This is a genomic window from Streptomyces sp. NPDC006393 (assembly GCF_040628575.1).
In the GTDB taxonomy this organism is placed as follows: domain Bacteria; phylum Actinomycetota; class Actinomycetes; order Streptomycetales; family Streptomycetaceae; genus Streptomyces.
In genome coordinates, this window is sequence record NZ_JBEXZD010000049.1 from 36845 (window position 1) to 51539 (window position 14695).

Genomic DNA, 14695 nt, shown 5'->3' on the forward strand with positions numbered 1-14695 from the left:
GCGCCGTACCGCCCGGTCCGGGCTCCTCGCCCCGCCCCGCCGGTCTCGCCGGTTCGCCCCTGTCTGCCCGGGTACCCGGGCGACCGCGAAGGCGACGGACCACGGCGGAAGGGGCGCCACACATGAAGGCAGTGACCTGGCAGGGCAAGCGCGACGTCCGGGTGGACGACGTACCCGATCCGAAGATCCAGGAGCCGACGGACGCCGTCATCCGGATCACCTCGACCGGCCTGTGCGGCTCGGACCTGCACCTGTACGAGGTGCTCACCCCGTTCATGACACCCGGCGACATCCTCGGCCACGAGCCGATGGGCATCGTCGAGGAGGTGGGACCCGAGGTTCCGAACCTGAAGCCCGGCGACCGGGTGGTCGTGCCGTTCCAGATCTCCTGCGGCCACTGCTTCATGTGCTCCGCCGGCCTCCAGACCCAGTGCGAGACCACCCAGGTCACCAGCGAGGGCATGGGCGCCGCGCTGTTCGGCTACACCCGTCTGTACGGCGCCGTACCGGGCGCCCAGGCCGAGTACCTGCGCGTCCCGCAGGCGCACTACGGCCCGATCAAGGTTCCCCAGGGACCGGCCGACGACCGCTTCGTCTACCTCTCCGACGTGCTGCCCACCGCATGGCAGGCCGTCGCGTACGCCGACGTGCCCAGGGGCGGCACCGTCGCCGTGCTCGGCCTCGGCCCGATCGGGGACATGGCCTGCCGGATCGCCAAGGCACGCGGCGCCGAGCGGGTGTTCGGCGTGGACCTGGTCCCGGAGCGGCTGGCACGGGCGCGCCGGCGCGGAGTGGAGACGTACGACCTGCGCGAGTTCGACCACGAGAAGGAACTCGTCGCCGCGATCCACGACGAGACCGGCGGGCGCGGCCCCGACGCCGTGATCGACGCGGTCGGCACCGAGGCGCACGGCAGCCATGTCGCCCGGCTCGTCCAGCAGACGGCCTCCGCCATGCCGCGCGCCCTGAGCGGCCCGCTCGCCGAACGCTTCAGCGTCGACCGGCTCTCCGCCCTCCACATGGCCATCGACCTGGTGCGCCGCGGCGGCACCCTCTCGCTCTCCGGGGTCTACGGCGGCTCGGCCGACCCGATGCCGATGCTCACCCTCTTCGACAAGCAGCTCCAGATCCGGATGGGCCAGGCCAACGTCCGCCACTGGACCGACGAGATCCTGCCGTACCTCACCGACGAGGACCCGCTCGGCGTCGACGACTTCGCCACGCACCGCGTGCCGCTCGCGGACGCGCCGCACGCCTACGAGATGTTCCAGCGCAAGCAGGACGGCGCGATCAAGGTGCTGATGACACCCTGATCGCTCACCCTGATCGCTCAAGGCGCTGATGACGGCCTGACGACGACGTCCCGGCTCAGCGGGGCCGGGAGCCGAGGATCTCCGCGAGGTCGTAGCGGACCGGCTCCTCCAGCTGGGCGTAGGTGCAGCTGTCCGGGGTGCGGTCCGGGCGCCAGCGGCGGAAGCGCGCCGTGTGCCGGAACCGCGCCCCGTTCTCCATGTGGTCGTACGCCACCTCCGCCACCCGCTCCGGCCTCAGCGGCACCCAGGACAGGTCCTTCCGGCCCGACCAGCGGCTCGGCGCGCCCGGCAGCCGGGCCGACTCGTGGGCGGCCTCGTCGGACCAGGCCGCCCACGGGTGCCCCGCCACATCCTCCATCCGCAGCGGCGCCAGCTCCTCGATCAGCTCGGCGCGGCGCTTCATCGGGAAGGCGGCCGACACGCCCACGTGCTGGAGCCTGCCGTGGTCGTCGTACAGGCCGAGCAGCAGCGACCCGACGACGGGACCGCTCTTGTGGAGCCGGTAGCCGGCGACCACCACGTCCGCCGTGCGCTCGTGCTTGACCTTGAACATGGCCCGCTCGTCCTGGAGGTAGCGCACGCCGGGCGGCTTGGCGATCACCCCGTCCAGACCGGCGCCCTCGTACTGCTCGAACCACTGCCGCGCCACCTCGACGTCGGTCGTCGCCGGTGCCACATGCACCGGGGCGGTGGCCTCCGCCAGCGCCCTGACCAGCAGCGCCCGCCGGTCCGACAGCGGTACGTCGAGCAGCGACTCGTCGTCCAGCGCGAGCAGGTCGAAGGCCACGAAGGACGCGGGGGTCCGCTCGGCCAGCATGCGCACCCGCGAGTCGGCCGGGTGGATCCGCTCGGTCAGCGCGTCGAAGTCCAGATGGCCCTCCCGGGCGATCACGATCTCCCCGTCCAGCACGCAGCGCCCCGGCACACGCTCCTTCAGGGCTTCCACCAGCTCCGGGAAGTACCTGGTCAGCGGCTTGCCGGTACGGCTGCCCAGCTCGACCTCGTCGCCGTCGCGGAACACGATCGCCCGGAACCCGTCCCACTTCGCCTCGTACTGCATGCCCGGGGGGATCTTCGCCACCGACTTGGCGAGCATCGGCTTCACAGGGGGCATCACGGGCAGATCCATGCTGAGATTGTGCGCGCTCACGATGCCGTTCGCCCGGTGTGCGAGGTGTGCGGCGTACGCCTACCGTGGCTCGCATGGGCGATGCGGTGGAACTGGACGTGGCCGGCCGGACGGTACGGCTGTCCAGCCCGGACAAGGTCTTCTTCCCGGAGCGCGGCTACACCAAGCTGGACGTCGCCCGCTACTACCAGGCGGTCGCCCCCGGCATCCTGCGCGCCCTGCGCGACCGCCCCACCACCCTGGAGCGCTATCCCGACGGCGTCACCGGCGAGTGGTTCTTCCAGAAGCGGGCGCCCAAGGGCATGCCCGACTGGATCCCGACCGCCCACATCACCTTCCCCAGCGGCCGCAGCGCCGACGAGATGTGCCCCACCGAGGAGGCCGCCGTGGTGTGGGCCGCCCAGTACGGCACCCTCACCTTCCACCCCTGGCCGGTACGGCGCGACGACGTCGACCACCCCGACGAACTCCGCATCGACCTCGACCCGCAGCCCGGCACCGACTACGACGACGCCGTCCGCGCCGCCCACGAACTGCGCGCGGTGCTGGAGGAGTTCGGTGGCCTGCGGGGCTGGCCCAAGACCTCCGGCGGGCGCGGCCTGCACGTGTTCGTGCCCATTGAACCCCGCTGGACCTTCACCCAGGTGCGGCGGGCCGCCATCGCCCTCGGCCGGGAGCTGGAGCGCCGGATGCCGGAGCAGGTGACGATCAAGTGGTGGAAGGAGGAACGCGGGGCGCGCATCTTCGTCGACTACAACCAGACCGCCCGCGACCGCACCATCGCCTCCGCCTACTCCGTACGCCCCCGCCCCGACGCCCCCGTCTCGGCCCCCCTGCGCTGGGACGAGGTGGGCGTCGCCCGCCCCCAGGACTTCGACATCGTGACCATGCCCGCGCGGTACGCCGACGTGGGCGACGTGCACGCCGACATGGACGACCACGCCTTCTCCCTGGAGGCGCTCCTGGAGCTGGCCGCCCAGGACGAACGCGACCACGGCCTCGGCGACCTGCCCTATCCGCCCGAATACCCGAAGATGCCGGGCGAGCCGAAGCGGGTCCAGCCGAGCCGGGCCCGGCGCGCGAAGGCCTCCCCGGAGTCGTAGGGCCCCTGCCGGTCGCCGGTTGCGAGAGCGCTCTCAGGGCTGTTGCGGGCCCCGGCTATCCTGATCCGCAACCGCCGGTGAGGAGAGTCCGAAGTGACCGAGACAGCGTCGCGTCCCACGTTGGAGGCCGTGGCCGCGCGGGCGGGGGTGTCGCGGGCCACCGTCTCCCGGGTGGTGAACGGGTCGGACGCAGTCAGGGAGCCCCTTGCCGAGCGGGTCCGGCGGGCCGTGGAGGAACTGGGATACGTGCCGAACCAGGCGGCCCGCAGTCTGGTGACCAAGCGGCACGACGCCGTCGCCGTCGTCATCGCCGAACCGGAGACCCGCGTCTTCGCCGACCCGTTCTTCGCGCTCCAGATGCGCGGGATCAGCAAGGAACTGACGGCGCACGACTCCCAGCTCGTGCTGCTGCTGACCGAGGGGCGCGACGACCACACCCGGGTCGGCCGCTACCTCGCGGGCGGCCATGTCGACGGCGCGCTCGTCTTCTCCCTCCACCTCGACGACCCGCTGCCCGGCCTGATCCAGCGCGCCGGGGTGCCGACCGTGTTCGGCGGGCGGCCCGGCTGGAGCGAGGGCACCCGGGACGTGGTGTACGTCGACAGCGACAACCGGGGCGGCGCGCGGCAGGCGGTACGGCACCTCGTCGAGCTCGGCCGGAAGCGGATCGGGCACATCTCCGGTGCCCTGGACCAGACCTCGGCGGTGGACCGGCTGGACGGCTACCGGGACGTCATGGCCGGCGCCGACCCCCGGCTGATCGTGGAGAGCGACTTCACGCCCGCCGGCGGGGAGCGCGGCATGCGGGAACTCCTGGACCGCTGCCCCGACCTCGACGCGGTGTTCGCCGCCAACGACCTGGCCGCCGCCGGTGCCCTGCGCGTGCTCCGCGAGCGCGGGCTGCGGGTGCCGGGGGACGTCGCGGTGGTCGGGTTCGACGACATGCTGCCCGTCGCCGAGCAGACCGACCCACCGCTGACGACCGTCCGTCAGGACATCGAGGAGATGGGCCGGCTGATGGCCCGCCTGCTGCTGCGCGGCCTCGACCGGCAGGGCCCCGAAGCGGCGGCCGCGACCGCGCCCGCCAGTGTCGTCCTGCCGACCACCCTGGTGCGGCGCGCCTCCGCGTAGACCGGCCGGGCCCGCCCGCCCGGGACCCTCATGCCTGCTGCCGCGGCGCGCTCTTGATGACCGCGAACCGGGCGCCGTAGGGGTCGGCGAGGCGGGCGATGCGGCCCACGCCCGGGACGTCGGCGGCGGCCCGGCGGACCGTACCGCCCCGCTCCAGGGCCCGGGCGACCGTGGCGTCCGCGTCCTCGACCTCGAAGTACGGCAGCCAGTACGGGCCGGCCTCCGCCTCGGTCGGGTCGTCGGCCAGCGGGACGACGCCGCCGAACATGGCGTCCTCGCCGCCCTCGGCGGGGTTGACACACGTGTACGTCCCGCCGGGGAAGGGGGCCGCCGAGGTCTCCAGACCCAGCACCTTGTGGTAGAAGGCGGCGGCCGCCGCGATGTCCGGCGTGTACAGCTCGACCCAGCACAGCGAGCCCGGGTCGCCGGCCAGATCGACGCCCCTGATCCGCCCCGGCTGCCAGAGGCCGAACGGCACGCCCGCCTGGTCGGCGAGGATAGCCATGTGGCCCTCGCCCATCACGTCCATGGGCCGCACCAGCACCCTGCCGTGCGCCTGCTCGGCCGCCTTCGCGGTCGCCTCCGCGTCGGAGCTCTGGAAGTACACGGTCCAGGCCGGCGGGCCCTGCTCGGCCGTGGTCTGCATGCCGCCGGCCACGGTCCGGCCGTCCAGCTGGAAGAAGCCGTAGCCGCCGGCCTCGGGCCCCGCGGACCGGAACTGCCAGCCGAACAGCGCGGCGTAGAAGGAGCGGGCGCCGTCGATGTCGGGGGTGCCGACGTCGATCCAGTTCGGAGCGCCGTCCACGAAACGGGTGGTGAGCATCGCCGCCCTCCTCGGGAAGAGACCCGTCGTCTGCTCTGCCGAGTCTCGCACCGCCCACTGACAATCGCGTGCCGCCGACTTCCCCGGGCGCGCCGCCGTGCGCCGGTCCCGGTCGCGGCGCCATCATCGAGACCGCGGGCGGTCGCCGCACGCGCCGTTGATCCGGCGTTGATCGAACGTTTTTCGCCGTCCGGCACGATCTCGCTCATGCACATCGAGACCCTCACCCCGGCCGACCCCGCCTGGCAGGCCCAGGCGCTGTGCGCGCAGACCGGGGCCGACTTCTTCTTCCCCGAGCCGGGCAGCTCCGTGCGCGAGGCCAAGCGCATCTGCGGCATGTGCGAGATGCGCCCGGCCTGCCTGGAGTACGCGCTCGCGAACGACGAACGCTTCGGCGTCTGGGGCGGACTGTCCGAGAAGGAACGGCAGAACCTGCGGCGGGTGACGCACTAGGACTCTTCCGTCCGGGCGTCGCCGGGCGTCCGTCCTGGCGTCACTGGGCGTCCGTCCTGGCGTCACCGGGCGCGGTTCGTGCGCGGTTGCGGCCGGCTCGCTCAGGCGCCGGCGCGGGCCGCCATGCGCGCCTTGCGGGCCGCCAGCCTCTCGTCGAACCTGGTCGCCTCCGCGTTGAGACCGCCCAGGAACAGGCCGAGTTCCTCCTGCGCCTGCCGCCCCTCGGGGCCGAGGCCGTCGATCTCCATGACCTTCAGGAAGCGCAGCACCGGCTGGAGCACGTCGTCGTGGTGGATGCGCAGGTTGTAGACCTCGCCGATGGCCATCTGGGCCGCCGCCCGTTCGAACCCGGGGATGCCGTGGCCCGGCATGCGGAAGTCGACCACCACGTCCCGCACCGCCTGCATGGTCGGGTCGGGGGCCATCTCGAAGGCCGCCTTGAGCAGGTTGCGGTAGAAGACCATGTGCAGGTTCTCGTCGGTCGCGATCCGGGCCAGCATGCGGTCGCAGACCGGATCGCCGGACTGGTGGCCGGTGTTGCGGTGCGAGATGCGGGTGGCGAGCTCCTGGAAGGCGACGTAGGCGACCGAGTGCAGCATCGAGTGCCGGTTGTCGGACTCGAAGCCCTCGCTCATGTGCGACATGCGGAACCGCTCGAGCTTGTCCGGGTCGACCGCCCGCGAGGTGAGCAGGTAGTCGCGCATCACGATGCCGTGCCGGCCCTCCTCGGCCGTCCAGCGGTGCACCCAGGTGCCCCAGGCGCCGTCGCGCCCGAACAGGGTGGCGATCTCGTGGTGGTAGCTGGGCAGGTTGTCCTCGGTCAGGAGGTTGACGACGAGGGCGATCCGGCCGATCTCCGTGACCTTGGACTGCTCCTTGTCCCAGGCCTCGCCGTCCGCGAACTGCCCGGGGAAGTTGCGGCCGTCGCTCCACGGCACGTACTCGTGCGGCATCCAGTCCTTGGCGACCTTCAGGTGCCGGTTGAGCTCGTTCTCGACCACTTCCTCCAGTGCGTACAGCAGCCGGGCGTCGGTCCAGGCGGACGGGCTGCCGAGGTGCGGGGAGGTGATCGTCACGGGAACTCCAGGGGGACGCACAAGAAAGAGGGGACGTACCGGCGAGCGGTGCCGGAACCTACGGGATCGTAGGCTACGAAGCCGTAGGTTACGAACCCGTAGGTTAAGGTCGCCGTAAAGACCGCTGATCAGGCCTTCGAGCGGGGGAGTTGGCCGTGTCCGCCGCACAGGTGGAGCAGCGCTCGGACCCGCAGGTCCCGGCGCCGGACGAGGGCTCGGTTCACCCGGTCAGGCGTACAACTCCCGCAGTCGCACCGAGAGGCATGTCACACACCCCTCCAGCTTCTCGAACTCGCTGATGTCCACCACGACCGGTTCGAAGCCGAGGTCGCCCAGCAGTTCGGCGGTCTTCGGCGCGCTCGCCGCCATCAGCAGCCTGCCGCCGCCGAGCAGCACCACATGGCCGCCGGACTCCTCCGGCACCGGCAGGAAACGCGGGTACAGCGACGGCGTGTCCACCTTCGGGATGTGGCCGATGACGGTGCCGTCCGGGAGCGCCGTCACCGCCGACTTCAGGTGCAGCACCTTGCTGACCGGGACGGCCACCACCCGCGCGCCCAGCGGCTCGAACACGGCCCGCAGCTGCTGCACCCCGGCCGCGTTGGTACGCCCGCCGCGGCCGACATAGATGGTGTCGCCGACCTTCAGCACGTCGCCGCCGTCCAGGGTGCCCGGCTCCCAGACCCAGTTGACGGAGCAGCCCAGCCGCGCCACCGCCTCCTCGACACCGGCGGTCTCCGCGCGCCGCGACTCGGCGCCGGGCCGGCTGATCAGCGCGACGTTCTTGTACATCACGACGGTGTCCTCGACGAACACCGCGTCGGGGCAGTCGTCGGCCGGCTCGACCTCGGTCGTCTCCCAGCCGTTCGCCCGCAGCGCCTCGACGTACTCCTCCCACTGCCGCGCCGCCAGCTCCACGTCGACCGTCTCCCGCTCGATGTGGGTCACCAGCCCTTCGGCGAGGCGCGGGCCGGGGCGGCGGACGAGGGCCTTCTGGCTGGGCACGAGGGTCTCCGTATCGAGCGGGGCGGTACTGGTGCGGTGGTGCCGGTGCCCTGCGGGCGCGAGGCGCGGCAGGGCACCGACTGGCCATCATGCGTCACCGGAGGGCACGGACTGAACCCCCCGTTGCCGGGCTGTGGCCCTCCTGAGATGCGCTCCCGAGGTGCGCTCCTGAGGCGCGCACTCCCGCGCCCGCCGCTACGCGGGGTCCCCGACGGCTTCCGGGTCGGTCTCCTTCAGCTCTCCCTCCTCCAGCAGCAGCCAGCGCGTGATGCCGATCGACTCCAGGAACGGCAGGTCGTGGCTGGCCACGATCAGCGCGCCCTCGTAGGACTCCAGGGCGGTCGTCAGCTGCCGCACGCTCGCCATGTCGAGATTGTTCGTCGGCTCGTCGAGCATCAGCAGCTGCGGCGCGGGCTCGGCCAGCATCAGCGCGGCCAGTGCGGCCCGGAAGCGTTCGCCGCCGGACAGCGTCGCCGCCTTCTGGTCGGCCCGGGCGCCGCGGAACAGGAAGCGGGCCAGGCGCGCCCGGACCCGGTTGTTGGTGGCGTCCGGCGCGAACCGGGCCACGTTCTCCGCGACACTCAGCTCGCCGTCGAGGACGTCGAGGCGCTGCGGCAGGAACCGCATCGGGACGTGCGCGGCCACCGTGCCCGACTCCGGCACCAGCTCCCCGGCGATCGTGCGCAGCAGCGTGGTCTTGCCCGCGCCGTTGCGCCCGATCAGCGCGACGCGCTCGGGACCGCGCAGCTCGAGGCCGCCGTCCACGCGCGCGCCGTACGCCAGCCGGAGGTCCTGGAGGGTGAGGACGGTACGGCCCGGCGGCACGGCCGTGCAGGGAAGGTCGACGCGGATCTCGTCGTCGTCCCGTACCGCCTCCACCGCCTCGTCGAGCCGTTCCCGGGCCTCGGCGAGCCGCTCCTCGTGCATGATGCGGTGCTTGCCCGCGGACTCCTGGGCCGCGCGTTTGCGGGCCCCCATGACGATCTTCGGTTCGCGTTTGCTGTCCCACATCTTCTGGCCGTACCGCTTGCGGCGGGCCAGCTTGACCTGGGCGTCGGCCAGCTCGCGCTTCTGCTTGCGCAGATCGGCCTCGGCGACCCGCAGCATCCGCTCGGCGGCCTCCTGCTCGACGGCCAGGACCTCCTCGTACGCCGAGAAGTTGCCGCCGTACCAGGTGACCTCACCGGCGCGCAGATCGGCGATCTGGTCGACCAGCTCCAGCAGTTCGCGGTCGTGGCTGACCACGACCATCACCCCGGGCCAGGCGGCGACGGCCGCGTACAGCCGCCGGCGCGCGTACAGGTCGAGGTTGTTGGTCGGTTCGTCCAGCAGCAGGACATCGGGGCGACGCAGCAGCAGCGCGGCCAGGCGCAGCAGCACCGACTCGCCGCCCGACACCTCGCCGATGGTGCGGTCCAGGTCGATGTGGCCGAGCCCGAGTTCGCCGAGCGTGGCCAGGGCGCGTTCTTCCACGTCCCAGTCGTCGCCGACGGTCTCGAAGTGCTCCTCGGCCGCGTCGCCGGCCTCGATGGCGTGCAGCGCGGCCCGCTGCGCCGCGATGCCGAGCGCCTCGTCCACGCGGAGCGCGGTGTCGAGCGTGACGGTCTGCGGCAGGCAGCCGACCTCGCCGGTGATCCGCACGGTGCCGTCGGACGGGGTGAGCTCACCGGCGATCAGCTTCAGCAGGGTGGACTTGCCGGAGCCGTTGACGCCGACGAGCCCGGTCCGGCCGGGGCCGAAGGCGATGTCGAGGCCGCTGAAGACGGTGCTGCCGTCGGGCCAGGCGAAGGACAGGGAGGTACAGGTGATGGATGCGGACATGGGCGCCTCGCGGTTGCTCGGTGCGGTTGGGGGGCAAACGCGTGTCGAGACACCGCAAGGCGAGGATCACCGTATGGGGAGGGCCCACGGGGCATGAGAAAAGCCCTGGCCGGACTACCCGGAGGACGGCTCGGACGCCGAGGTCGCACGCGACGCACACACCTGCTCGGTGTGACGCGGTGTCTCAGGACCTCAGACGAGCAACGTCCTTCTCCAATCGACGGCAACAGGACCGCTGTACACCGTACGAGAGCGCGAGACGGCTGTCAACGAGATAGCGGACCGCGCCGGGCGCCCACCGGCGCGCACGTCCGAGAAGCCGTCGCGGGCCGGGCGTCAGCAGGCGTCGCGCATCAGCTCCGCCAGGTCGTGGTCCAGGTCGAGCTGGAGGTGCTCCAGGCCGACCGGCACCAGCTCGCTCGTGGCGCGGAGGAAGCGCCGGATCTGCTCGCTGCGCACATGCACCACGGCGGTGCCCTCCGGGGCGTGGAACTCCAGGACGGTCCGGTCGTAGCCGTACGGCCGCACGCGTACGTCGCCCTGGCCCTCGGGCTCGTGCAGGCCGGCCGCCAGCAGGTCGCGCGCGAAGGTCCAGCAGACCTCCACGCCCTCGAGGGTGGCCGGGGCCGGGAAGGTCATGCGGACGGCGAACGGGTCGCTCCGGTCGTAGTGGAGTGTGGCGGGAATGCTGGGCATCCGCGGTGCGGCGGCGACCAGACGCGCCTCGACGGTCTGCTCGATGACGGTGGACAACGCCTTGCTCCCTTGTGGCATATGACGATCACGATCACACAGGACGATCACGTAGGACGGCTGGACGGACGTCCGCACGGACGAGGCCGGGCACTGGAAGAGACGTCGGAACCAGCCGATCCGTGCACACGAAGTGCGAGTGACCTCTGTCACCGCGTTCATTCACAGAAGTTACGAGTGGCGTCCGGCCGGTGGGCCGACGGCGCGGCTCTCCGGCCGTGCGTGGCCCGGCGGTTGGGGCGTGGGCCGCGGTCCGGCGGCCCCGAGGCCGGCACGGACGCGTCCGGCGCCGACGGCCGCCCGGGGTCCGCGGGTGCCGGGCATCGGGCGACAGGGGACGGGTCGCTCGACTGGAGGAGTGGATATCGCCTGATATGACGAACTGTTCCAGGATGCGGGTATCCGTTCCTTGACAGAGAGGAAGTGAACGGCATGCCACGCGGTTCCAGTTCCAAACGGGAGCGCCAGTACGAGCACATCAAGGAGAGCGCTCAGGACCGGGGGGAGAGCGCAGGCCGTGCCAAGGAGATCGCCGGGCGCACGGTGAACAAGGAGCGCGCCCGTGCGGGCGAGTCCAGGACCGGGAGCCGGTCCGGGCAGCGCTCCGGCCGGGGCTCCGAGGGCCCCACCTACGACCAGCTCTACGAGGAGGCCAAGCGGCGCAACATCCACGGCCGCTCGGACATGAACAAGCAGCAGCTGCGGCAGGCCCTGGGCAAGAGCTGACCCGCGCCCGGGGCGGGGCGGGCCCACCCCCGCCCCGCCCCGGCGTTCCCGGGGGACACGGTGCGCCGTACCCTCGTCAGCACCATGACGACGACCGTAGGCATTCCCGCCGGCTGGCCCGTGACCGAGGAGCAGGCTCGCGCCGTGCAGGACGAGTTGCGCGCACGCGTGGTGCTGGACGAGCGGGGGCCGGAGCCCGGCGCGGGGCACGTCACGGGCGTCGACGTCGCCTACGACGACGAGCGGGACGTCGTCGCGGCGGCGGCCGTGGTGCTGGAGGCGGCCACACTGCGGGTCGTCGCCGAGGCCACCGCCGTGGGCCGGATCTCCTTCCCCTACGTGCCCGGGCTGCTCGCCTTCCGCGAGATCCCCACCGTGCTCGCCGCGCTGGACGCCTTGGACCGCCCGCCCGGCCTGGTCGTCTGCGACGGCTACGGCCTCGCCCACCCCCGCCGCTTCGGCCTCGCCGGCCACCTCGGCGTCCTCACCGGGCTGCCGACGATCGGCGTCGCCAAGAACCCCTTCACCTTCACCTACGACGACCCCGGCGCCCCCCGGGGCAGTGCCTCCCCGCTCCTGGCCGGCTCCGACGAGGTCGGCCGCGCCCTGCGCACCCGGGACGGGGTGAAGCCGGTCTTCGTCTCCGTGGGCCACCGGACGACCCTGGACAACGCCTGCGCCCACACCCTCGCCCTCACCCCGGCCTACCGGCTGCCGGAGACGACCCGCAGGGCCGACGCGCTGTGCCGCCGGGCCCTGCGGGAGGCCACGGCGCACGCACAGGGGATGTCTCGCGCCGGGGCCGGGACACAGGCGCCGCGCTAACGGCTCGCCGCCGTGCGGAAGGTGATGCCCGCCGCGCGCAGGCGGTCGATGAGCGTGTTGCCCATGGCCGCGGCCGTCGTCACCTGGCCCGCCGTGTGCGGCAGGTCGTCGAAGGCGAGGGACAGCGCCGACTCGGCGAACATCTTCGCCGTCTCGTCGTACCCGGGGTCGCCGCCCGCGACCTCGGTGAACACCCGCCTGCCACCGCCCTCGCCGACGAAGCGCAGCGAGAACCAGCTCCGGGCGCGCTTCTGAGCGCTCGGCCCCTCGCCGGGCCGGAGCCGGCCGGACAGCCAGCGGCGGGCGGGCGGCAGTTGGGCCGCCGCCGCGAGCGTGCCGACGGCGGCGATCCCGCCCACCGCGACCGGCAGGTGCCGTACGGCCGCGTAGTGGCGGTAGCGGAAGTCCGGGCCGTACCGGTCCAGCGCCCGCGCGGAGCGCACCACGATCTGCGGGTCGATGGTCGGCAGCGGCAGCGCCCACGCGCCGATCTCCCCGGCGAACCGCGGCGCGCCCACCGGCGCGGACGCCCGCCGCCCCATCAGCCGCGGCTCGTGCCGTGCGCGGTCCCGGGCCGCCGCCCGCATGCTCAGCGGACGCGCGAACTGGTTGAGCGCCGAGGCGAACGTCCCGCCCGAGAACGCCGCGTCCGCCCGGACGTACCCGTCCACCGTCAGTGGCACGCCCTCCGGCAACTGCTGCACGGTGAAGTACACGCCCAGGTCGTGCGGCACCGAGTCGAACCCGCACGCGTGCACCAGACGCGATCCGGTCTCCCGCGCGCGCGTGTCGTGCCGGACGTACACCAGGTCGACGAACTCGGGCTCACCGGTCAGGTCCAGGTAGTCCGTGCCGCTGTCCGCGCAGGCGGCGACCAGTTCCTCCCCGTACGTGACGTAGGGGCCCACGGTGGTGGCCACCACGCGCGCCTGCCGGGCCAGGTCCCGCAGGGAGTCCGGTTCGGCCACGTCCGCCCGCAGCACCCCGACGGACGCACCGCCGGGCAGCCGTTCGCGCAGTTCCCGGAGCCGGTGCTCGCTGCGGCCGGCGATCGCCCAGCGCAGCCCCTCGGGGGCGTGGGCGGCCAGGTACTCCGCGGTGTGCGTCCCCACGAAGCCCGTGGCTCCGAAGAGCACGATGTCGTACGGACGCTCCGTCGTTTTCAGCCTGCTCATGACACCCCTCGCCGTCGCTCCCGCAGCCCACATGCCCGCGCCGCTGTCGGTGGCCGAGGCTAGCGTGAAGGGCGGCGGGACCCGACGGCGAGGGGTACCGAGCGGTACGGCCACCGCCGTATCGGGTACATCTCGCCATGGCTCGGCTAAGCGCTTGCTCGTTCAGGGCTTGTGCGCGGTGGAACACGTTCTTAGCATCGTCGGTGTGACATCAGTTGTGTCACGGTGGTCGCGGCAAGGGGGCTCGATGGCAACGGCACAGGGACCAGGGCGGCACGGACCGCTCACCGGCGTGCGCGTGGTCGAGCTGGCCGGCATCGGCCCCGGACCGTTCGCCGCCATGCTGCTGGCCGACCTGGGAGCCGACGTGGTGCGGGTGGACCGCCCCGGCGGTGCCGGACTCGGCATCGACCCCGCCCACGACATCACCAACCGCAACAAGCGCTCCGTGATCGTCGACCTGAAGTCGCCGGACGGCGCCGCCCGCGTCCTCGACCTCGCCGCCCGCGCGGACGTCCTCATCGAGGGCTACCGCCCCGGCGTCGCCGAACGCCTCGGCGTCGGCCCCGAGGACTGCCACGCCCGCAACCCCCGGCTCGTCTACGGCCGGATGACCGGCTGGGGCCAGGAGGGACCGCTCGCCCCGCGCGCGGGACACGACATCGCCTACATCGCCGTCACCGGCACCCTCGGCATGATCGGCGAGCCGGACGGGCCCCCGGCCGTGCCCGTCAACCTCCTCGGCGACTACGCGGGCGGCTCCCTGTACCTCGTCGTCGGCGTCCTCGCCGCCCTGCACCACGCCCGCGCGACCGGCACCGGCCAGGTGGTCGACGCCGCCATCGTGGACGGCGCCGCCCACCTGTCCACGATGATCCACGGCATGCTCGCCGCCGGCGGCTGGCAGGACCGCCGCGGCTCCAACCTCCTGGACGGCGGCTGCCCGTACTACGGCACGTACGAGACCTCCGACGGCGAGTACATGGCGGTCGGGGCGCTCGAACAGCGCTTCTACGACGAGTTCCTCCGCCTCCTCGGCCTGCCGGACCTCGCCGGGGCGCACGGCGACATCACCCGCTGGGAGGAACTGCGCAAGGCGGTCGCCGACCGCTTCAGATCCCGCACCCGGCGGGAGTGGACCACCGTCTTCGAGGACTCCGACGCGTGCGTGGCCCCCGTGCTGTCGCTGCGCGAGGCCCCGCGCCACCCGCACCTCGCCGCCCGCGCCACGTTCACCGAGCACGCCGGACTCACCCAGCCCGCCCCCGCGCCCCGCTTCTCCGTCACCCCCACCGCCGTCCGCACCGGCCCCGCCCGGCTCCGCATATCACACCTCATAACACCACTAACAATGTCCAGAAA

14 protein-coding genes are annotated in these 14695 nt (G+C 72.8%); 7 read left to right on the forward strand and 7 right to left on the reverse strand.

Features of this window, described 5'->3' with window-relative positions:
• Positions 1–122: 122 nt before the first annotated feature.
• Positions 123–1313 (forward strand): zinc-dependent alcohol dehydrogenase, encoded by a 1191-nt coding sequence (locus tag ABZ484_RS21185; RefSeq protein ID WP_358867438.1) that lies wholly within the window; start codon positions 123–125, stop codon positions 1311–1313.
• Positions 1314–1368: 55 nt separating this feature from the next.
• Here ABZ484_RS21185 and ABZ484_RS21190 read toward each other — a convergent pair whose 3' ends face one another.
• Entirely contained in the window at positions 1369–2442 is a 1074-nt protein-coding gene (locus ABZ484_RS21190) for an ATP-dependent DNA ligase (RefSeq protein ID WP_358867439.1), read from the reverse strand.
• 74 nt (positions 2443–2516) lie between these two features.
• Between ABZ484_RS21190 and ligD the strand changes: the two genes are divergently transcribed.
• Together ligD and ABZ484_RS21200 are read left to right on the forward strand one after the other, a co-directional pair.
• Positions 2517–3545 (forward strand): non-homologous end-joining DNA ligase, encoded by a 1029-nt coding sequence (gene ligD, locus ABZ484_RS21195; protein WP_358867440.1) that lies wholly within the window; start codon positions 2517–2519, stop codon positions 3543–3545.
• 93 nt (positions 3546–3638) lie between these two features.
• Positions 3639–4676 carry a LacI family DNA-binding transcriptional regulator gene (locus ABZ484_RS21200; RefSeq protein ID WP_358867441.1) on the forward strand — a complete coding sequence of 346 codons (1038 nt, stop codon included), beginning with the start codon at positions 3639–3641 and terminating at the stop codon, positions 4674–4676.
• 28 nt (positions 4677–4704) lie between these two features.
• On the opposite strand, the gene ABZ484_RS21205 is transcribed toward ABZ484_RS21200, so the two are convergent.
• Positions 4705–5499 carry a VOC family protein gene (locus ABZ484_RS21205; RefSeq protein WP_358867442.1) on the reverse strand — a complete coding sequence of 265 codons (795 nt, stop codon included), beginning with the start codon at positions 5497–5499 and terminating at the stop codon, positions 4705–4707.
• Positions 5500–5706: 207 nt separating this feature from the next.
• Between ABZ484_RS21205 and ABZ484_RS21210 the strand changes: the two genes are divergently transcribed.
• Positions 5707–5952: a WhiB family transcriptional regulator gene (locus ABZ484_RS21210; RefSeq protein WP_358867443.1), complete on the forward strand. Its 246-nt coding sequence runs from the start codon at positions 5707–5709 to the stop codon at positions 5950–5952.
• A gap of 101 nt (positions 5953–6053) precedes the next feature.
• Here the strand turns inward: ABZ484_RS21210 and ABZ484_RS21215 are convergent, their stop codons facing one another.
• The 4 genes from ABZ484_RS21215 to ABZ484_RS21230 form a co-directional block, all read right to left on the reverse strand.
• Positions 6054–7028, reverse strand: coding sequence for an acyl-ACP desaturase (locus ABZ484_RS21215; RefSeq protein ID WP_358867444.1), 975 nt, complete (start codon positions 7026–7028; stop codon positions 6054–6056).
• Between the two features lie 228 nt (positions 7029–7256).
• Positions 7257–8033, reverse strand: a complete 777-nt coding sequence (gene ddaH / locus ABZ484_RS21220; RefSeq protein ID WP_358867445.1) for a dimethylargininase — start codon at positions 8031–8033, stop codon at positions 7257–7259.
• 195 nt (positions 8034–8228) lie between these two features.
• Positions 8229–9854, reverse strand: a complete 1626-nt coding sequence (locus ABZ484_RS21225) for an ABC-F family ATP-binding cassette domain-containing protein (RefSeq protein ID WP_358867446.1) — start codon at positions 9852–9854, stop codon at positions 8229–8231.
• A 336-nt stretch (positions 9855–10190) separates the two neighbouring features.
• On the reverse strand, positions 10191–10607 hold the full coding sequence (locus ABZ484_RS21230; protein ID WP_358867447.1) for an SsgA family sporulation/cell division regulator: 417 nt from the start codon (positions 10605–10607) through the stop codon (positions 10191–10193).
• Between the two features lie 432 nt (positions 10608–11039).
• Between ABZ484_RS21230 and ABZ484_RS21235 the strand changes: the two genes are divergently transcribed.
• Together ABZ484_RS21235 and ABZ484_RS21240 are read left to right on the forward strand one after the other, a co-directional pair.
• Complete coding sequence (locus tag ABZ484_RS21235; protein WP_358867448.1) at positions 11040–11333, forward strand: plasmid stabilization protein; 294 nt, start codon at positions 11040–11042, stop codon at positions 11331–11333.
• An 84-nt stretch (positions 11334–11417) separates the two neighbouring features.
• Positions 11418–12158 carry an endonuclease V gene (locus ABZ484_RS21240; RefSeq protein ID WP_358867449.1) on the forward strand — a complete coding sequence of 247 codons (741 nt, stop codon included), beginning with the start codon at positions 11418–11420 and terminating at the stop codon, positions 12156–12158.
• On the opposite strand, the gene ABZ484_RS21245 is transcribed toward ABZ484_RS21240, so the two are convergent.
• A complete protein-coding gene (locus ABZ484_RS21245; RefSeq protein ID WP_358867450.1) occupies positions 12155–13333 on the reverse strand; it encodes a saccharopine dehydrogenase NADP-binding domain-containing protein in 1179 nt (392 codons plus the stop codon). The genes ABZ484_RS21240 and ABZ484_RS21245 overlap by 4 nt on opposite strands.
• Positions 13334–13580: 247 nt before the next feature.
• Between ABZ484_RS21245 and ABZ484_RS21250 the strand changes: the two genes are divergently transcribed.
• On the forward strand, positions 13581–14695 hold a 1115-nt coding region (locus tag ABZ484_RS21250; protein WP_358867451.1), incomplete at its 3' end, for a CaiB/BaiF CoA-transferase family protein.